Origin of the sequence: Microseira sp. BLCC-F43 (genome assembly GCF_041929235.1) — a bacterium.
Taxonomy (GTDB): Bacteria; Cyanobacteriota; Cyanobacteriia; order Cyanobacteriales; family Aerosakkonemataceae; genus Microseira.
The window spans coordinates 135,774-156,315 of the sequence record NZ_JBHFNP010000131.1 but is presented as its reverse complement, the minus strand read 5'-3'; the positions used below and the strand labels follow the sequence as shown (position 1 = coordinate 156,315).

Sequence of the window (20,542 nt, the reverse complement as noted above, 5' to 3'; positions counted from 1 at the left end):
CAGTAGGCAATGCTGCTGCACCCAAGAACATCGTTAAAAGCAGCAAGACGCTTTCCCAACGGTGCCCCCACTGCAACAAAGATTGGATTCTCGGGAAAATTTTCTAGCTGTTTTTATACATATTTTTGTGATTTTGTCAACTATTAGGCAGAGTTAATAGCGATCAATTATTTGGTCGCGGTGCAGGGCAGAGTATTGACCGATACCAAGTCTCGTGAGGGGTTGCGGGCGGGTTAGGCGTGAGGATGATCTCGCCATTGGCACCTCTAACCCACCCGGTTGCTTCCACAATCTCAGTGGGGGGCGGCTCCTGGGCCTTCTTGCTCCCCTGCTCCAGGGCCCCCCTGCTCCCCTGCGCCTGTGGGTTAGGAGTGACCCAACCAACATCAAGGGCATTGTTGGCAAGAGCTTCCCTGGGAGTTGGAGGTAAGCCGCCGCGTCCGGTGATGAAAAATTCGTTCGTGGCGTACCTGGTGCCTATGGGACAATCTGGAGCGATTAATCGAGTAACATCAACCAAGTTGGCTGGTAATTCTATTAATCCAGAGCTGGGGTCAACATCGGGAGTGTTGATTTCTACAGTGCCGCTTAACTCCGGCGCTCCCCCAGTGGCGGTGATGTCACTTTCTAGAGTAGATGCGAGTCGGAACTGAGTGCCAAAAATGCTTTGGGCATTAATGATGACTTTACCCCCAAAGAAATTGTCAGAATTGGCGCTAATATCGCTATCTTCTAAGGCAGCAATTACATCGGTGTCGAGGGTGATGTTGCCACCTTTGATCTCGGTTCCAGTCAAGCTTCCTTGGGCATTGGTGGTGATGGTACTGTTTTGGCGCAATATCAAGGCAGATGCTTGCACGTCTATATTGCCACCGCTTTCTCCTGCGGTGGCATTAGTGGTGATGCGACTGCCACGGGTTAATAGCAAGGACTCTGAGCGCAGCCTAATATTGCCTTCGCCTCCAGTGGTGTCAGAGCTGAGGAATGCTTGGTTGTCCAGACGGATAGAGCCAGCGTTGACTACTATGTCGCCTGCCCTACCATTCCCTGCACTGGTAGCTGTCAGTGCAGCACCATTACTAACAGAAAGCGACCCGGTAGTAATCTCGATACCGCCCCCTTTGCCCACTGCTCCAGCTTCCACTGTGCTGAAGGCTGCACTGGCGGCTCCATTACTACCCACCCCATCAAACGAGACACTATCGGTGGCAGTAATCTTTACACTTCCGGCATCTCCCTGTCCGCGAGTGCTGGCATTGAGTCGAGCGCCGTCTGCGATCGCAAGCGACTTGGCAGTAATCTCGATACTGCCACCTTTGCCCACCGCTCCTTTTTCTACCGTGCTGAAGCTGGCACTGGCGAATCCATTGCTACCCACCCCATCAAACGAGACACTATCGGTGGCAGTAATCTTTACACTTCCGGCATCTCCCTCTCCGCGAGTCAAGGTATTCACTTGAGCGCCGTCTGCGATCGCAAGGGACTTGGTAGTAATCTCGATGCTGCCACCTTTACCCACTGCTCCCTTTTCCACCGAGCTGAAGGCTGCGCTGCCTCGATCAAAAGAGACAGTATCGGTGGCAATAATCTTCACACTTCCGGCATCTCCCTGTCCGCGAGTGCCGACAGCCAGTTGAGCGCTGTCTGTTACAGCAAGGGAATTGGTAGTAATCTCAATGCTGCCACCTTTGCCTACTGCTCCCACCGCAACTGTGCTGAACGCATCACCTCCATCAAACGAGATGGTATCAGTGGCAGTAATCTTCACACTTCCGGCATCTCCCTGCCCACGAGTTAAGGCATTCAGTCCAGCGCCACCTCTAACAACAAGCGACTTGGTAGTAATCTCGATGTTGCTACCCTTGCCCACTGCTCCCTTTTCCACTGTGCTGAAGGCTCCACTGGGAAATCCATTGCTACCCACTCCATCAAAGGAGATGGTATCGCTGGCAGAAATCTTCACACTTCCGGCATCTCCCTGCCCGCGAGTCAAGGCTTGTAGTTGAGCCCCGGCTGTGACAACAAGCGATTCGGTAGCAATCTCGATGCTGCCACCTTTGCCCACTGCTCCCTTTTCCACTGTGCTGAAGATGCCACCGTCTCCATCCAAGGAGATGGTATCCCTGGCAGTAACTTTCACGCTTCCGGCATCCCCCTTGCCAAAAGTGCTGGCATTCAGTTCGGCCCCGCTGGCGATCGTCAGCGACTCGGTGGTAATCTCAATGTCGCCCGCGTCGCCCATCCCCCCAGGTAGCACCGAATTGACAATCAGGCTGTCATTGGCAATCTTTATTGCCCCTGTAGCATTAATTTCAATATTTCCTGCTCGACTATCAATAGAACCCAATTCGGATGCTATACCCGCCAGCAGTACACTTTCTGCCAAAATTTCCAATTTACTGGCATTAATGGCAATACTGCCACTATTGTCAGCCGCTACGCTAGCTATAGAGCCGTTTGTCAAAGACACATCTGCTCTTTGGATGCCATCGGGGAATTGTAGAGATGGGAAATTTCCCGTCTCTACATCAGCATTGATGCCAACAGTTCCCTCTCCTACCAAACCTCCTAGTTCAACCCGACCCCCAAAAGCCTCCAAAATTACGCCATCCAATCTCACTGTGCCGCCAATCAGCGCTAAGGCTTTACCATTCGGCACTCTTAGAAAAGACCCCTGCACCTGAATATTTCCGGCATTGTTCCCGTATTGCAAGCCAATCGGCACGCTGATAGTCAGTAGTGGTGTGGTTTGGGATGGTATAGCACTAAACTGCGTTCCATCAGCAAAAGTTAGACTCCTAGCTGTACTCGCAAAAAACGAGCCGCCAATATTTAACCTGGCATTCGGCCCAAAAATAATCCCATTGGGATTGAGTAAAAATAAATTCGCCACACCATTAGCACGAATCAACCCATCAATATTAGAAATCGACCCACCCGTAACGCGGCTAAAGATGTTTTGAATATCACCGGCATTGTTAAAAAAAGCTTCCCCACCTGTGGGAACGGAAAACTCCCGAAAACTGTGGAACAGGTTCCCACCTGCCGTCGTTCCTCCCTCGATCGCGCGAGTCGTTCCTTGTAGGTTGACCGTGGAGTTATTTGGCAGAGTAGCATCCGGGACAATTTGCGCCGCCGTGGGGTCAGCTACGCACAAACAAAACAGAACGCTGCCCGAGAGCAACCCGAATCGGAGATGACACCCTTTCATAAGCAGAAGCATTCAGGTTTTGCACGCAATTATGGCGTTGAATTGTACTGGAAACGGTTGCCGAAGTCTAGACGAACTTTTGGGCAGGACTGACGCCAAGAAACCGGGTTTCTCGGAAAAACAGAAACCCGGTTTCTAGCGCCAACACACCCGCCGGATCGGTTTGATCCTACACAATGTAAATAATTGTCACAAAACACCATACTCGACCAAAAAAAATATATGCCCGGTTGGAGAAAGAAGTTGAGCCTTCGCTGCATAACTGCGCTGGAGTAGGACATATCCATTTTTAGAGCGAGATGGAAAGCTTTCTGAACACCTAAGTCTATAGGAGATAACTTATGGCTACCTCTATTCCCTATAACAGTCTCTTCGGCTATGGTCTGGTAAATGCCTCAGCGGCAGTGGCGCAAGCAATTGGACAAAACTCGTTTGCAGATGTCCCCAATTCAGGCGGCGATAATTGGGGATTAGATATGGTAAACGCGCCAGAAGTTTGGAATAGAGGATACACAGGTGAGGGAATTGTAGTTGCCGTTATTGATAGTGGAGTTGACTACACCCACCCTGATTTAGATAACAATATCTGGGTCAACTCAGACGAAATTCCTGGCAATGGAAAAGATGATGACGGGAATGGTTATATCGACGACATTCGGGGTTGGGATTTTGTCAATCGCGATAACGACCCGATGGATATTGATGGTCACGGCACTCACATCGCGGGCATTATTGCAGCAGAAAAAAACGATTTTGGTGTCACTGGCGTCGCTTTCAATGCCAAAATTATGCCCGTGAGAGTGCTAAATTCATCGGGCGGAACTATTGCTGATATTGCTGCTGGAATTCGTTATGCCGTCGATAACGGTGCTGATGTAATTAACCTCAGCTTGGGTGGTCCGTTTACTTCTCCTGAAGAAGCGCAAGCGATTCAATACGCCTTTGACAAAGGAGTAGTTGTTGTTACCGCAGCTGGCAATGATGGAGGATTGCAACCTGTTTATCCAGGTCGCCACTCTACTGATTTTGGTATTACGGTCGGGGCAGTCGATCGCAATAATGTTATGCCTTATTACTCGAACCATGCTGGTACTAGACCCCTAGATTATGTCGTCGCTCCAGGAGTAGATGTTCGCTCTACATTTCCAGGTAATAGGTATGAAAAAGGGAGCGGTACATCGATGGCTGCTCCTTATGTAGCGGGGGTTGCAGCTTTAGTTTTAAGTGCTAATCCCAATTTATCTCCGGCGCAGGTAGAAACCACGCTGACAGCAACCGCTAATTCTACTGGCATTCATTCTAATGTCTTTAATGGTTTTTTCCACCTATCTTCCGACCATGACTCTTTTGAGATTGCCCCAGGTGTGCTGGCTGATTCGCCGCTAGGACTGCTTGCCTTAGACGGAAACGATACGGTTGAAGGTTCGTCAGAAAGTGACATTATCAATGGCAACCAAGGCGATGATTTCCTTGGCGGCAACGGCGGCAATGACACCATCTGGGGTGGTAAAAACAATGATGATATCTTTGGGGACGCTGGCAACGACAACCTCAACGGTAACATCGGTGACGATTTCGTTGCCGGAGGATCTGGAGATGATACTGTCCGAGGTGGCAAAGATAACGATGACCTGCTAGGTGGAAGTGGCAACGATCAAGTCTTCGGCGATATTGGGAGCGATCGCCTCCATGGCTACGGAACCAGTGGTATAGAATACGATACTCTAACTGGCGGTACTGACTCGGATACCTTTGTGTTGGGCGGTTTCTGGGGTGTGTCCTACCAGGGAGCAGGACATGCCATCATTACAGATTGGGAACCGCAGTTAGATCGGATTGAAGTGCCGGGCAATGCCAGTCAGTACTCCCTCAGCTTTAGCAACTTAGGGGTTGGTAGTACTGCGAATGATACGGGAATCTATTTCGGTACCGATCTGATTGCAATTATTCAAGATTCCACCGACGTCAACATTTCTCTTGACTTCCGATTTGTTTAGTAATCCAAGTTGCTAGAACTAATGGCTAATGGCTAATGGCTAATGGCTAATGGAAAGATATGATTGAGTTTGGCAATTAGCAATTAGTAATTAGCAATGCCCAAGTTTATAACTAGCTACTTGCGCCATTAATTTTCCACTATCGCTTCTGACGCAATCTTGCTCAAGCCAACTTCTTGCAACAGATTAGCCCAATTGGGATCGTTTGAGTTAGTGCGACGCAATTCGGCAGCAGCAGTCAGCGCCTCGTACCAAATCCCGTTGCTGGCATAAAGGGCAATTTTCTGCTGTGGTGTGAGGATAACTCGCTTTCTCATAGGCGCCTGCTAGCGATCGTTAATCAACATAAATTACACGATTAGTTGTAGTTGCAATGCCAAATTGGCACTATCTATGAAGACCCTATGAAAAATCTATGCAGCAACCGGGTTTATGGCTTAGTAGTAGGTAAGTTCTGATATAATAATACATTTTAAAAATATGACTCGGCATAGCTTGTTGGTTCGGTTGAGGTACGAAACCGAACCAACATATTCGGGACTTACGGACGACGAGTCAGAAACCTTGTTAGTTTCAATCAAAATTTCAATTTCATCAGTTGCATTCAAATTTACTTGTAATCCATCCCGGATTTTTTCCCAGTCTTTAGATCGGGATTTACGCATTGGCACTATCTATGAAGACCCTATGAAAAATATATGAAGCAACCGGGTTTATGGCTTCGTCGTGGGTAAGTTTTGATATAATACCACATCCCAAAATCTGACTCGGCATAGCTTGTTGGTTCGGTTGAGGTAGGAAACAGAACAAATATATTGATTCGCCTCACAGCCCAAGAAGGATTGTTTTAAGATTTGTTTCCGATCGGTGCATAACTGCAGGGATAAATGCCATAACCGAAGCCATATAACTTTTTCAGTTACGGTTAAAACCTTTCTGGAGAGCCTAGTGCCAAAGAGTGTTGAGGCTTTATGCATATGTCTGATTCCCAAACCAAGCATGATACTAAAGTTTCAGGTACTCACGAGGGTCAATTTTTAACATCATTTCAGCGCAAACTGTTGCGAAAAAAGCTTCAAGAAGCAAATTTACCTCAGTCTTATCGCCAGCGCCTGGAAATTATGTTGCTGGCAGATGAGGGCAAATCTCAATCGGAAATTTGTCAAACATTGGGGTGTTGTCCGGCAACAGCGCGGCATTGGATGCACATAGCGCGTACTGGGATGGCGCACCAATGGCAGGAATGTCCGATTGGTCGCCCGAAGGCAGTCAATCAGGCATATTTACAGCGCTTGCAAGAACTGGTTAGCAATAGTCCCCGCGATTATGGCTATGTTTTTCGGCGCTGGACGGCAAACTGGCTGAAAAAACATCTGGCAAAAGAATTTGGGGTGGAAGTAAGCGATCGCCATCTGAAGCGACTGCTGAAACAGATGGGGTTATCCACCATCCCCAAAACCAACCATACCTCTGAGAAGGCTAAGGGGTCGAAAATCCAGATTAATGACCTCAAAACCGAACCTATCGCCGATAATTGCGGATTTTTGCCTTTTAACTTCGCCGAATTAAGCAAGGATTCAGATCGTCATGGTGCCAAATCAGTTAGATCGGTTAGTTTCGCTGCAACAACTGGGCAATATTTTGGGATATCGTGTTTCGGAACAGGAATATCAGCGCTGTCTTCAAGCAGCTAAACTTCTGACTCCGAAGGTGGGAAAGTTCTGGCAAGGAAAGGATGGGGAAGCGGGGATATATATTGCGATCGCAGGCAAAGTCAGGTTGCTTGATGATGCGGATGAGTTAATCGCGACTTTGGAGGCGGGGGACTCGTTTGGGGAATTTACCTTATTTCCGGAGCGTCAGTTTCAGCCTTATACTGCTAGAGCGGCAGTCAATGTGCAACTGTGCTTTATTCCCGGCGAGGCGCTGTCGTCATTGATGGCTAAGTATCCGCAAATCGGGGAACATTTGCGGCAGCAAGCACAAGCGCGTAATTTCCTGTTAGTAAAATCCGATGATTCTGCCAAACAGAATCGGGAAAATAGCGCCAGGAATTCCTTAACAAAAACAGATAATACCAAAGAAACTTTCCCCGCGTCCCCCCATCCCCACCTCCCCGCGTCTTCTTCCCCCGCATCTGAGAAACAACCTCAGAAAAAAATTAGTAAAGCCTATTTTCCCAGTCCCACACAGCAAGTTGGACATTTATGGCAGCGTTTCGTGCAGCGCTATCCGTTTTTTGCACAGCAGAGTGGATCCGACTGCGGTGCAGCTTGTTTGGTAATGGTATCTCGCTATTGGGGGAAAAACTTTAGCGTCAATCGCTTGCGGGATATCGCCAACGTTGACCGCAATGGCGCGTCCCTGCGGGGTTTATCGACAGCAGCGGAAAGTATTGGTTTTGCCACGCGCCCGGTGAAAGCGAGTCTCGACCAGTTGGCGAAACAACAATTACCCGCCATAGTCCATTGGGAAGGAAAACACTACATCGTTGTTTATGAAATTACCAAAAAACATGTTATTGTAGCCGACCCCGCCATCGGTCAGCGCACCCTCAGTCACCAACAATTTAAACAAGATTGGACTGGTTACGCGCTGTTGTTGCAACCCACAGTTCTACTCAAAGATGCCAAAGAAAGTACAACCCCTTTTTGGCAATTTTTTGAGTTATTGAAACCCCACGGGTTGGTGATGTTGGAAGTGTTTCTCGCTTCCCTGTTTATTCAGATATTTGGACTCGTTACCCCCCTATTCACCCAGTTAATTTTAGACCGGGTAGTCGTGCAGCGTTCCGAACTAACTTTATTTGCTGTCGGTTTAGGATTGCTGATTTTTAGTTTATTCCGCGTGGCGATGACGGGGTTGCGGCAATATCTGCTAGACCATACAGCGAACCGCTTAGATTTAGCAATGATTGTCGGATTTATTCGCCATACCCTGCGGCTTCCTTTGAGTTTCTTCGAGAATCGTTATGTGGGGGATATTATCTCTCGCGTTCAAGAAAACCGCAAAATTCAACGATTCCTTTCCGGCGAAGCACTGTCTATCCTGCTAGATTTAATCACCGTGTTTATCTATGTGGGATTGATGTTTTGGTACAGTTGGAAAATGGCATTGCTGGCGTTGGCGATCGTCCCGCCTTTTTTCCTACTAGCGTTGATTGCCACGCCGTTTTTACAGCGGATTTCCAGGGAAATATTTAATGCTCATAGCAATGAGGGTAGTTATCTAATCGAAGCCTTAACCGGCGTGCGAACAGTTAAATCTACCGCCGTAGAACATACAGTGCGCTGGCATTGGGAGGAGTTGCTTAATAAAGAGGTAAAAACCAGCTTTTCCGGGCAAGTTATTAACAATCGCCTGCAAATTTTTAGCAACTCAATTGAAGCCGTAGTTACTACAGGTTTGCTGTGGTTTGGCGCCCACTTAGTGATTCACAACCAATTAACCATCGGTCAATTGGTCGCATTTAATATGCTGCTGGGAAATATTATTCGCCCCTTCCAACGATTAACGGTGTTGTGGAATCAATTGCAGGAAGTGATGATTGCAGTCGAACGAATTAACGATGTTTTAGATGCGTCACCGGAGGAAGATTTACACATCTCTGCGCGGCAATCGTTACCAGCAATCAAAGGGAATATTCGGTTTGAAAACGTCACCTTCCGCTATCATCCAGAAAGCGATGCTAATGTGCTGCAAAACCTCAATTTTACCGTAAAATCGGGGCAAATGGTAGCCCTCGTGGGGCGCAGCGGTTCGGGAAAAACAACCATTTCTAAGTTAGTTTTGGGGTTGTATCCGCCTAGCGATGGCAAAATATCCATCGACGGACACGATATTACCAGTATTTCCTTGCGTTCCTTGCGCCAGCAGGTGGGAGTCGTTGACCAAGATACATTTTTGTTTGGCGGAACAATTCGGGAAAATATTAGCTTGGCACATCCGGGGGCAAGTTTGGCAGAAATTATCGAAGCAGCGCGATTGGCGGGGGCGGATGAGTTTATTAAAAAGTTGCCGATGGGGTATGAAACCCAGATTGGTGAAGGGGGAGGAATGCTGTCAGGAGGACAACGACAGCGGATTGCGATCGCGCGCGCTTTATTAGGCAATCCTCGGTTGTTGGTTTTAGATGAAGCAACTTCCCATTTAGATACCGAATCGGAACGAATTATTCAGAAGAATTTGAACTCAATTCTCAAAGGCAGAACCACTTTAGTAATTGCCCATCGCCTTTCCACCGTGCAGAATGCCGATTTGATTTTAGTTTTAGACCAAGGAGTGTTGATTGAGAGTGGAACTCACGCCGAATTAATGGCGCAACGAGGACATTATTTTTATCTCAATCAACAGCAGTTGGCTAATGGCTAATGGTTAATGGCTAATGGTTAATGGCTAATGGCTAATGGTTAATGGCTAATGGCTAATAGAAAGAAGAATGCTATATTACTATGCCTCACAATTAGCAATTAGCAATTAGCAATTAGCAATTAGCAATTAGCAATTAGCAATTAGCAATTAGCAATTAGCAATTAGCGATTAGCGATTAGCAATTAGCAATTAATAACAACTCGCATTAATAGGAGAATTTATGACCAATACATTAAATGGACGGGTGAAAAAGCAACTGGATGAAATAGAAAGCGCTCCCATAAACTCAACCCCCCCAACACTAGACTCAACCCCCCCAACACCAGTCATTTCAAACGATGATTGGTCTGACGCAACGAAGGAATTACTCGATAGCTTGCCCCGGGTTTGGACAAGGGGAATGCTATATTTTTTAGTAACATTTGTATCGATCGTTTTACCTTGGGCGATGCTATCTAAAGTCGATGAAACTGGTAGCGCCAGAGGGCGACTAGAACCATTTGGCGCCACGCAAAGATTGGACGCTCCTGTTGCCGGAACCGTCACCGCCGTGAGAGTAAAAGAAGGAGAAACTGTAAAAGCAGGACAATTGCTGTTGGAACTAGACTCTGATGTCTTGCGAACCGATTTCCAACAAGCTCAAAATAAACTGGAAGGGCAACAAAATCGATTAGGACAGTTGCAGTTACTCAAAAACCAAATAATGCTAGCGATTAGCGTTCAAGAGCAACAAAACCAAGCGCAACAATCCGAAAAAATTGCTCAAGTGAATCAGGCGCAGCAAGACCTTAATTCTAAACAAACTGCGTATAATTTCCAAACAGAAGAACAACGTGCTGCTGTCGAACAAGCGCAGCAGAATCTGGATGCGCTCAAAAAAGCTTACAACTCGCAAACACAGGAAAAACTTGCGGCTTTTGAGCAAGCGCAGCAGAACCTTGATGCGCTTAAAAAAGCTTACAACTCGCAAACAGAGGAGAAACTGGCAGGAGTTGGACAGGCACAGCAGACACTTTCTCAGAGCAAAAACGCCTTTGAATTTGCCAAAACTCGCGTCAAATCGGATCAGATAAAATTCGATCGCTACAAACAAGCACTTGAGGAAGGTATCATTTCAAAAGACCGATTCAACGAAGTAGAACAGGCGCTACAAGCAAGCAAACAGGCGCTATCATCAGCTCAATCCGATATTTCCCAAGCCGAACTACGCCTGAAAGAGCAGCAAAACCACTATCAGAACTTTATTCATCAAGCTCAATCCGATATCTCCCAAGCCGAACTACGCCTGAAAGAGCAGCAAAACCACTATCAGAACTTTATTCATCAAACTCAATCGGATATCTCCCAAGCACAATTGCGTCTGAAAGAACAACAAAGCCGCTATCAGAACTTTATTCATCAAACTAAATCGGATATCTCCCAAGCACAATTGCGCCTGAAAGAGCAACAAAGCGCCTATCAAAGCCTGATTCAGGCAGGTAAACTCGCCGTGCTTAAAACACAGGAACAGCTAAAAGATTTGCAAACACAAGTTACAACCCTGCAAGCAGAAATAGCTCAGAGCAAAACACAAATTCAGTCTCTAAAATTGCAGTTAGAGCAACGAGTGCTACGTGCGCCTGTAAGTGGCATAATTTTTCAGCTACCTATCCAAAAAGCTGGGGCAGTTGTACAACCTTCCCAGATGGTAGCGGAAATTGCACCCCAAGAAACACCCCTCGTGCTGAAGGCACAAATGGCTACAGGCGAAAGTGGTTTGTTGCGTGAGGGAATGCCTGTCAAGATGAAATTTGATGCCTATCCTTTCCAAGATTACGGCATATTAGAAGGTCGTTTGAGCAAAATTGCACCTAGTTCCAAAGTAACCGAAACATCACAGGGTCAAATTGCTACTTATGACCTGGTAATTACTTTGAATCAAACTTGTATTACCTCCGGCAATCAATGCATCTCCTTAACTCCAGGTCAGACAGCAACCGCAGAGGTAATTGTGCGCCAGCGGCGGATTATTGATTTTCTGCTTGACCCGTTTAAGCAGTTGCAACAGGGAGGTTTTAAATTATAGTAAATAGGAGGAGATCGATCGCATATACACAGAAAAAAGCTGCGGTAAAAAGTTGGCTATCGCCGACTTGATTTAGACAAATATCAAACAAGAACAGTACTTACGCAAAGAAACCAGGTTTCTCCGAGAAATTGTTGGTTTGGCAACCATAGATTGACTCTGAAACCAGGTTTCTGGCAACGCCCTTGCGTCCTGAAAAAATCAACTTAAACAAGGAGAAACATCATGTTAAAAGCACTCGCCATTACCAACGAAGATATTCTGCATCAAGTCAAGCTATCCTGCAAAATACCTGAAATAATTGAGCAGATTATTGCCCGTAAAGCGATCGAAAATGCCGTTGCTGAAGCGGGTATCAAAGTGGAGACAGAAGAACTTCAGAAAGCAGCAGACCAAATGCGGTTGATCAACCAACTCCTCAATGCCGACGATACCTGGGCGTGGTTGGAAAAGCATCATCTGTCTCTCGATGATTTTGAAGAAATTGTCTACACCAATTTGCTCGCTGGTAAGTTAGCTCAACATCTATTTGGGGATAAAATTGAACCCTACTTTTTTCAAAACCAACTCGATTATGCAGGTGTGGTAATGTACGAGGTTGTATTAGATGATGAAGATGTGGCGATGGAACTTTTCTATGCTGTTAAAGAAGGTGAGATGAGTTTTCATGATGTGGCGCGTCAATATATCCAGGATGTGGAATTGCGGCGCAAAGGAGGATATCTGGGGATGGTGCATCGCAAGGATTTGAAAGCGGAAATTTCTGCTGCTGTTTTTGCGGCTAAACCGCCGCAGTTAATTAAGCCTGTTGTGACGGCTAAGGGTGTACATCTGATTTTAGTAGAGGAAATAATTCAGCCGGAATTAAATGAAAAGCTCCGCACAAATATCATTTCAAACTTATTCTCTCAATGGCTTAATCAACAAATTGCTGAAATAAGCAAGTAAACCTAATTAAACTATTTGTTTCATCAGGACTTACGCGCGACGAGGCTAGAAACCGGGCTTCTTTTCATAGAAACCCGGTTTCTTTGCGTAAGTCCTGTTCATTATTGGCTTGATAGAACATACCAAAAAACCCCTCAACTTGGTTGAGGGGTATGCTATTTTTCTAGACTATGACTCAGCAGGCTAATCAAGCCTATGCTAGTGTTTTAATGGAAAGCCATAGTATGAGGTCTGGTTCCTCCCTTGATGCTGAGAGCATCAAATTATGATAATTATAATGATAACCCCAGTTCCACCCTTAACGCTAAGAGCATCACCTTCAGACAATTCTGTTAACTGATCCAAATAGCTTTCCGAATCAGAAAAGAATTCGCTGCCGCTGACGGATAGATTTTCAATTGTGATTTTAGCCATGGTTTTATCTCGTTTGAATGTTTCTGTGAATTTGGGTTTTCAAGGATTAGTTAACCTTCCAATCCTTATGATTATATATTTGCAGATTAAACCGGCAATAACAACTACTTCAATCGTTTTTTTGATGACATAATTGTTTCAGTTTTTGCTTGAGATCGGATTACGAAAAACCCCTCAAGTTGAGGGGTTTGTTTTTACTCTAATTTAGACATGAAAAAGGCTCATCAAGCCTAAAATGTATACTACTCCCAATACTGCTCGGTTAAGAATATTCTTAGGTTGGGTTAAGCAACAGTGCAACCCAACCTACACATCAGTTTTTTGAGCTTAACCGAGTAGTATTAATACTACTCTTTTAGATTTGATACTTTCCAGATAGCAGTAAATGCTTAATAAGCAGGAAATGCTATGAATAAAAGAGTAGTAGTAATCCAAGTTCCACCCTTAATGCTGAGAGCATCACCTTCAGACAATTCTGTTAACTGATCCAAATAGCTTTCCGCATCAGAAAAGAATTCGCTGCCGCTGACGGATAGATTTTCAATTGTGATTTTAGCCATGGCTTTATCTCGTTTGAATGTTTCTGTGAATTTGGGTTTTCAAGGATTAGTTAACGTTCCAATCCTTTGATTCTATATTTACACATTTAATCTGGAACATTAACTAATTTAATTGTTTTTTTATGGCATAATTGTTTCAATTTTGGCTTGAGATAAAATTACGAACAACCCCTCAATATAGTATCTTTTGATTTTCAGATATATTTTATTTGAAATTTGTGCTGTCAAGGATTAGTTTAACTATTTCCTAATCCTTTAATTAAATCTTAGTATTTAAAACCTGAATCAGTGACTATAAAAACAATGTTATTGTGACATAAATGTTTCAGTAATGGCTCTAATATCTAGACCATAACTGCCTAATATTCACAGGACTTACGCAAAGAAACAAAGGGCGATCCGAAAAATCCTTGGTTTGTCAACTCGAGAACGACGAAGAAACCGGGTTTCTGGCAACGCCCTTGCGTAAGTCCTGATTCAATATAGTTGGGGTAAAAATACTTACTTAAAAAACAAAAAATCTGGCATTTCTGCCAGAGGAAATAGATTTGTTTATATCAAAGATTATGTTCAGCAATCACTCAAAACAAGTTTTGACAGAATTGCTTGATTTCTGTTTGCGTAAGAACAACGAAGTCGGAATCAAAACACCAAAAGCTAACAGACTGACTGTAGAATTAGGTTCGGGGACAGAAATCTTCACAATCTGACCTTGTCCCGAAAAGTAACCTCGGTTTGAAATATAGATGTTACCGTCAGAACCAAGTGCTAAAGCCGTGGGGAAAATTAACCCTTCATTAGCGATAGTTTTGCGATTACCATCAGGAGCTACATAAATCAGCTCACCATAAGGAAAACCATTTTGAGGGTTTAATAAATTAGAGGCAAACTGTAAGACATAAAGACCACCGTTGGGATCGAAAGCCAGATCAACTATTTGTGTGAAACCATCAGCGTAAACCACTGGCTGATTATCGGCACCTACTCGAAAGATACGTGCTGCCTTGTCTGGATTAGGGTACCCTGTTAATTCACCTACATACAAAGCACCATCAGGACCAGTGGCGATAGATGTGGGTACTGATTGCATTGCAATAGTTTGACCTGTAGCTGGGTCAGTCACAGGTCTCTCAGGAAACACAGACAGCAACTTCAGCTCACTCCCATCGGTTTTGGCTTGGAAAAGATCGTTTCCGGCTGCATCAACTATATAAGCATTGTCTCCCTGAATTAGGAAAGCATAAGGATTACTATCAATGCCATTTTGATAAGGATTGTACAAGCTACCACCTGTATCATCGGGATTGTATAAGCCCTCATAGGCTGCCAGATCAGCCAGCATTGTCCGCGAAGACCCAGTCTGAAGCCGATCGATAGCGATCAGTTGTCCAAAATCAGGGATTTTCAAGACATTATCCCGTTGTTCTGGAGAAGAACCCAAACCAATAACCAGATAAGGCTTTCCAGTCGCATCAAATTGTATGTCTTGGGGACCAAAGGCATTAAAACTTACAGGTATTTGTGGAATGAATGTTGCTAGGGATGGCAGACCTGTAACTACACGCTCTTGCTTGCCATTCTGAATGCGTGTCACAGCACCAGTCGCACCATAACACATCGACAGCCCACTGCCAGTACCTGGTGCCGGAATACAAGCTCCTCTACCGCCTCTACCTGCTTCCGTCACGTAGAGAGCGCCATCTGAACCAAAGGTCAGTCCCCTTGGTCCATCAAGACCACTAGCTATGACATTCAAACTAGCTGCATAGGATACTTCTCCAACTCCAAGAGTAATGAATGCTGCTCCCGTCGCAGCCATCAACAACTTTTTCAGCATTTTTTAGTTTCCTATTGAATGAGAATTCTGACGCTAAAGATCATCCCTACCACTAATCCTCATCTATCGGCGAATAGATATCTTCAGAATTGGCATTCAAGTAAACACGTTGTAAGTCAATACCCAAAAGAGAAAACTGATCGAGGATAGCCTTCATCCGCTTCTCTGGTAAGTTATCCCCTTGATGCCAAGCTGCTAACAATCCATTAGCCAGAATCTGACAGCGATTCATCCCAAAACTTTCCTGTTCGCCAAACTTTTGGTTTGGTTCCTCTGCTAACCCCAACCCTGGTGCTAGCGGCATTGTGAATAGGGGAACTTCTGGTTTGAAAAGGGATTTGTGTTCTGCATAAACAGTCTTGACAACTCGCTTTATGTCTTCATAATCCCTCCTATTAAAATACAAAACTCCAGAATCGTAGCGTTGGTAATCCTTTGGGTTATACAAAACCTTGCAGCTAAAAGGAATTTCCCTCTCGTTCAGTCCCTGGGTTAGACTTCCCATCACTGCAACAGCACCTTCAGGAGTTAAATTGAAATATATTCGCACCGTTACTTGTTGATTATTTGCATCCTGATAACGGCTTGAACCCACATTACCAACCGCCATGTAAAAGCCATTTTGCACCAAATTTTTAGGCATACGGATAGCAACCACATCACCAACTACAGCCGCTGATTCATCTGGTTTTAGATGCTTATCCCGCTGAATATGTAACCTCAAACTACCGTTAGTTACTGCTAAACTCCCATCACTTTCCTCTCTCAGGACATGCCAACCAGGCGCAAAGTACCCCTCTCCACAATTACTTTCATGTAATCGCTGATAAAATCCCACATCTATGCCTAAGAGGGTATTATTTTCCAAATCTAGGCGCAAAGCTTTTCCCTCTCCATCTAGTGCTAGAGAACTTCGCATTGAACCGTTGTAATAAATACCGTAGAGAAAACTCCGCAGTTGCAGACTCAGATATTTCTGCTGCATTTCTTCAGGCATTTTCTGAAAACGCTCAACCACCTCTGCTGGCAGTTCCAACGGTTTGTAATCTGGATGACGAATGGAGAAATCGGACTGAATCTCAACCAGGCGAACAATATCTTCCAAAACGTCCATTAATCGGCTATATGCCTCAGTCTTTAACCGAGTTTGAGTAGAATCGAGTAATTGCATAATCCTTTATCGACAACGAAGTACCTTAAGCAACAGGACTCTTTTGAGTAAATTCAGCAGCCACACCAAAAATTGTTGGCATTGATTGTTCTGGACGACACAACAATGTCTTGGCAACTTGCAGCATGGCAATTCCTCCATTACCAAAATATTTTTGATACTGAATCATTGCCTGAATCTGTTGAATCAAAGCAAAACCCGCAAATTGCACCACGCGCAACAAGAAATCAGAACGGTGTTCTAAAATTTCTGGGAAAACCTGCAAATAAGTTTGAGTTAATGCAGCAATTGAAGGCTGAAGCTTTTCTAAAGGAGTCATAGCTAAGCGCAAAGATTCCTCAATACTCAAAGACTTACTGATAACCAAACTACCCAACCAAATGTGTAGATAGCTGCTAATAACTGTTCCTAAATCAAAAGCTGGATCTCCCCAAGCAGAACGTTCCCAATCAATCAGCCGTACAATACCGTTACTAGATTGCTGCCAATTTGCGTGCAGAAGGATATTATTTAGTTTCAGGTCATTGTGGGTGAGACAAGAAGGAATTACAGCATTACCTAAATTAGCGATCGCTTGCCCTAAACTATCGTACCGCTGATAGAGGGCAAAAAACTTCAATCCATCCGCAGGCACCGCACCAAAGATTTCTGGACTAATCCGTTCCAACCCCTGAATTAAATTAGTCACCATGTCAGCCTTTAGATTATCTGGATTTCGCGAGAAAAAATCCTGATATTCTTGGTGGTTGAAACTATGCCGATGGATAGTTGCCATCAGCGTACCAATTGCCGCAGCAATTTCTGTATCAAAGCTATTCTCCTTCGTATAGAAATCCATTAAATCTCGATAATCATCCAGATATCGGAAGACAATAATCGAGTTTTCCCGATCAAAATGCAAGGTTTCTGACAATAACGGACGTAGGATATCCAGTTCTGGAAATTGTTGTAGGAATTCCTGAATTCGCCACTCACTTAAAAACTCACCAGCCACTTGACCCTCGTGATTATGCCGTTCCTGCTTAACCAGCAGCTTACGACTGTCTGGAAAAGTGAGTAATAAGTTAAAGTTTTTGGCTTCAAGTGGCTCTACCTTACTCAAAGGTTGCTCTGAGCGATCGCATAAACCATTCTGAGCTAAATAATCAAACACATTATGAGAGTTTAAGATAAATTTCATAAGCTATGCTCTGGTTGATTTGCAATTTTGCTTGAAGAATTTAACTTATTATGGTCATCTCATGTCTCAGAAATGAGCGTCATAATTGCCTCATCTCTAGATAATCATAGGCAAGTTCAAAGGTATTTAACCAAATTGACAAAGTTTTGAGGAGAAACAAATAAAACATTTATGTTCCCAAAAATCCAGTCACAGGGAAGCCAGAAATCACAAAAACCTTCATTTCTCGTAACCTTACACTGCAAACTTTGGGCAAGAGCTAAAACATTTATGTCCCAAAAACCTGACCAACTGCTAAGCTTGCTGCATTGCTCCCACAAGATGTAACAGATGCGCTCGCTTGCACCTACCTCACCAAATTCCGTTGATTCCGTCTGCGCCTTGCTGTTGGGAAGGCGTCTATTGACATAGAAACCGGGTTTCTTGAAGAAGAAGCTTAAGGTTATATCAAGAACCCCGACTTCTTTAAGAAGTCGGGGTTCTGAGTCTTTTGATTTGGTGGAATTAAGTGGAAACCAATATTTCAGGTGATGTTGGGTTGCGCGATCGCGCAACCCAACCTATAATTACTCAAGTGCGTTAGAAATCCAACTTTGAATAGGTGTATTTTCATTTAACCACTGTCCAGCTTCCCACCCTGCTTGAAAAGCCCCCCAAACAGCACCTACAGCTGTCAAACGAGTTGCTAAACGAGTACTTCCCGAAAACCACCCACTCACAGGAGATTCTGGTGTTGGACGCAATCCACCCCATATTTGTTCTAATTCCTCACTTGTCAAGGTGCTTTCTTGGTTTAAATCAGAGATGACAATTCTAGACATTTTTCGTGACTCCTAAGAAATTGATTTTGTTTGAGATTCGAGGTTTAATTCAATTACCTCGTATTATTAATATAATCTCTTATTAATTCGTGATTTTACAGGATTTTTCATTTTATAAAGTGACATAAATAATGCATTCTATTGACTTAATAAATAAGTCAAAAATTTCATATAAAAATTTCCCATATATTTTCAAGTTATTTATTGTGATAAAATGAACATAAATCAAGCAATTATGAGTGATTTTTGCATTAAATTCAGTCTAGTTTGAATATAATTACAACCTTGTGGTTGAACAGTCAACTCTCCAAAGTATCAAAAATCAAACATTTATGTCCTGTTTGATTTTTCAACCCTGCTTTTAAATTAAAAAAACAAAAAATCAACCCAATAAAAACATTGGGTTGAAACCAAATAAGTATTAAACCTCAAATCAAATCACGCTTATATGGAGCTAATCAGCATTAACTTTTCAACACACCTACTTCCCTCTCAATTCTATCTAAAGCCTTCTTTGCTCTAAAAAGCACTCGCAAAAAAGCCACCTGACTGCCCCAAGCAGAACGAGGCAACAGAGGAGTGAAAGAGTTTACCTCAGCCTGAGAGTTATCCATTGATGACTCTAAACTACCATTCCTCCGATCAGAAACAGTCGTATCTTCTAGTGAAATAGAATCAGCGTACATAGTATTCACCTTGCAGTTATTAAACCCTTGCACCAACCAATAATGCTACTTCTGTTTCCTCTGCCCAACCTTCTGGCCATTGAATGCGATCGCTGTTAAAATGCAGCGGATCGTTTTCCGGCAAAGGAGCATCAATTGGTGCCTCAATCAAAGCAAACTCTCCATTATCAAACGGTTTCCCATCCGCTCGCCGCTTGAGAACCACTCTCTCCCTCTTGCCGCATTTAGCTTGTGCGATCGCTCGGTGATGACAGTAAGGATTATTCCCTCTCTTATCAAAGAACACATGAGCCGTCCAACTGCAACCCCCGCGACACAGTTCGGCAAATTCGCAAGTCTTGCAGAAACCCCACAAGTGTTCGGTTCCTTTAGGAGTATCAGCCCCCAAATTAAACCGCAATTCTTCTGTTTCTTCAATAATTGTCCGCAGTGAATAGTCTCGAATATTGCCCCCAGTGTAAACAGAAGTTGGCAGTGAGGGACAACCTTTAATTGCACCATCCGCTTCTATTCCCAAAGCAGAAAGTCCAGCACTACATCCCTGCCAAAACGACCAAGCATCGCCTCCTCGCAACAGTCGCTCATAAGGGCCATAGTAACCGATATTATTCCCTGGCTGAATTCGTACACCTTCTCGCTTCGCCCTTTCAGCAACACGAGCAATCATTGGATACACATCCAGTAATTCATAAGGTTGTAAAAGAATGTCGCTATTATCTGCTGCATTCCCCATCGGCACAGTTAATTGAATTTGCCAAGCAAAGATTCCGGCATCGCGAATATGCTCGTAAATCCGGGGGAATTCCGGTGCAGAAAGGCGATTGATTTGAGTATTGCAACCGAAGGGAATACCCGCTTCTTTAAGGTGGCTCATGGTTTTAAAAGCCCATTGCCAGGAACCTTTTTTACCACGCAGTCTGTCATGAGTTGCTTCCAAACCATCAACCGAAACAGAAACTACTTGAATTCCAGCTTCTTTCATCCGGCGTGCTGTATCTAGATTAATACCAAAACCGCCAGTTGTCATTCCACAAACCATCCCAGCTTGGGTAATTGCTTTGGCAATTTCTAACCAATCAGGACGGAGAAAAGCCTCACCCCCAATTAGAGTTACTTCTTTTATTCCGACTTCCGCTAGCTGTCTGACAAGATCAAGAGCTTCTTCAGTAGAAAGTTCTTTCTCCCGCGCATTACCTGCACGAGAACCGCAATGTTGACACGCGAGATTGCACTTAAGAGTTATTTCCCAAACTGCATAACTAATTCTGCGATATGTCATCA

The 20,542-nt window shown here is 44.3% G+C and carries 15 protein-coding genes; 5 read left to right on the top strand and 10 right to left on the bottom strand.

Annotated features, from left to right (window positions below; all coding sequences use genetic code 11):
- Positions 1-163 precede the first annotated feature (163 nt).
- Positions 164-3,157, bottom strand: coding sequence for a filamentous hemagglutinin N-terminal domain-containing protein (locus ACE1CM_RS18805; RefSeq protein ID WP_374879248.1), 2,994 nt, complete (start codon positions 3,155-3,157; stop codon positions 164-166).
- Between the two features lie 395 nt (positions 3,158-3,552).
- On the opposite strand from ACE1CM_RS18805, the gene ACE1CM_RS18800 reads away from it, so the two are divergent.
- A complete protein-coding gene (locus ACE1CM_RS18800) occupies positions 3,553-5,208 on the top strand; it encodes a S8 family serine peptidase (protein ID WP_374879246.1) in 1,656 nt (551 codons plus the stop codon).
- Between the two features lie 128 nt (positions 5,209-5,336).
- Here ACE1CM_RS18800 and ACE1CM_RS18795 read toward each other — a convergent pair whose 3' ends face one another.
- Positions 5,337-5,525 carry a DUF928 domain-containing protein gene (locus ACE1CM_RS18795; RefSeq protein ID WP_374879245.1) on the bottom strand — a complete coding sequence of 63 codons (189 nt, stop codon included), beginning with the start codon at positions 5,523-5,525 and terminating at the stop codon, positions 5,337-5,339.
- A 660-nt stretch (positions 5,526-6,185) separates the two neighbouring features.
- On the opposite strand from ACE1CM_RS18795, the gene ACE1CM_RS18790 reads away from it, so the two are divergent.
- The 4 genes from ACE1CM_RS18790 (at position 6,186) to ACE1CM_RS18775 (ending at position 12,592) form a co-directional block, all read left to right on the top strand.
- Positions 6,186-6,902, top strand: a complete 717-nt coding sequence (locus ACE1CM_RS18790; protein ID WP_374879243.1) for a transposase — start codon at positions 6,186-6,188, stop codon at positions 6,900-6,902.
- Positions 6,796-9,579, top strand: a complete 2,784-nt coding sequence (locus tag ACE1CM_RS18785; RefSeq protein WP_374879241.1) for a peptidase domain-containing ABC transporter — start codon at positions 6,796-6,798, stop codon at positions 9,577-9,579. The genes ACE1CM_RS18790 and ACE1CM_RS18785 overlap by 107 nt, the downstream gene beginning before the upstream one ends.
- 220 nt (positions 9,580-9,799) lie before the next feature.
- Positions 9,800-11,644: an HlyD family efflux transporter periplasmic adaptor subunit gene (locus ACE1CM_RS18780; RefSeq protein ID WP_374879239.1), complete on the top strand. Its 1,845-nt coding sequence runs from the start codon at positions 9,800-9,802 to the stop codon at positions 11,642-11,644.
- Positions 11,645-11,869: 225 nt separating this feature from the next.
- Positions 11,870-12,592, top strand: a complete 723-nt coding sequence (locus ACE1CM_RS18775; protein ID WP_374879237.1) for a peptidylprolyl isomerase — start codon at positions 11,870-11,872, stop codon at positions 12,590-12,592.
- 258 nt (positions 12,593-12,850) lie between these two features.
- Here the strand turns inward: ACE1CM_RS18775 and ACE1CM_RS18770 are convergent, their stop codons facing one another.
- The 8 genes from ACE1CM_RS18770 to ACE1CM_RS18735 all read right to left on the bottom strand — a co-directional run bounded on the left by ACE1CM_RS18770 (position 12,851) and on the right by ACE1CM_RS18735 (position 20,540).
- Positions 12,851-13,006, bottom strand: a complete 156-nt coding sequence (locus ACE1CM_RS18770) for a hypothetical protein (protein WP_374879235.1) — start codon at positions 13,004-13,006, stop codon at positions 12,851-12,853.
- Positions 13,007-13,395: 389 nt separating this feature from the next.
- Positions 13,396-13,566, bottom strand: a complete 171-nt coding sequence (locus ACE1CM_RS18765) for a hypothetical protein (RefSeq protein ID WP_374879233.1) — start codon at positions 13,564-13,566, stop codon at positions 13,396-13,398.
- A gap of 577 nt (positions 13,567-14,143) precedes the next feature.
- Complete coding sequence (locus tag ACE1CM_RS18760) at positions 14,144-15,403, bottom strand: ScyD/ScyE family protein (RefSeq protein ID WP_374879231.1); 1,260 nt, start codon at positions 15,401-15,403, stop codon at positions 14,144-14,146.
- A 52-nt stretch (positions 15,404-15,455) separates the two neighbouring features.
- Positions 15,456-16,574, bottom strand: a complete 1,119-nt coding sequence (locus tag ACE1CM_RS18755) for a T3SS effector HopA1 family protein (protein ID WP_374879230.1) — start codon at positions 16,572-16,574, stop codon at positions 15,456-15,458.
- Between the two features lie 25 nt (positions 16,575-16,599).
- On the bottom strand, positions 16,600-17,754 hold the full coding sequence (locus ACE1CM_RS18750; RefSeq protein ID WP_374879228.1) for a phosphotransferase: 1,155 nt from the start codon (positions 17,752-17,754) through the stop codon (positions 16,600-16,602).
- A 566-nt stretch (positions 17,755-18,320) separates the two neighbouring features.
- Positions 18,321-18,575: a hypothetical protein gene (locus tag ACE1CM_RS18745; RefSeq protein ID WP_374879227.1), complete on the bottom strand. Its 255-nt coding sequence runs from the start codon at positions 18,573-18,575 to the stop codon at positions 18,321-18,323.
- A gap of 464 nt (positions 18,576-19,039) precedes the next feature.
- A complete protein-coding gene (locus tag ACE1CM_RS18740; RefSeq protein WP_374879225.1) occupies positions 19,040-19,261 on the bottom strand; it encodes a hypothetical protein in 222 nt (73 codons plus the stop codon).
- 19 nt (positions 19,262-19,280) lie between these two features.
- The gene (locus ACE1CM_RS18735; RefSeq protein ID WP_374879223.1) at positions 19,281-20,540 is read right to left on the bottom strand and encodes a nif11-class peptide radical SAM maturase 3; all 1,260 of its coding nucleotides are present in this window, start codon (positions 20,538-20,540) and stop codon (positions 19,281-19,283) included.
- Positions 20,541-20,542: the final 2 nt, after the last annotated feature.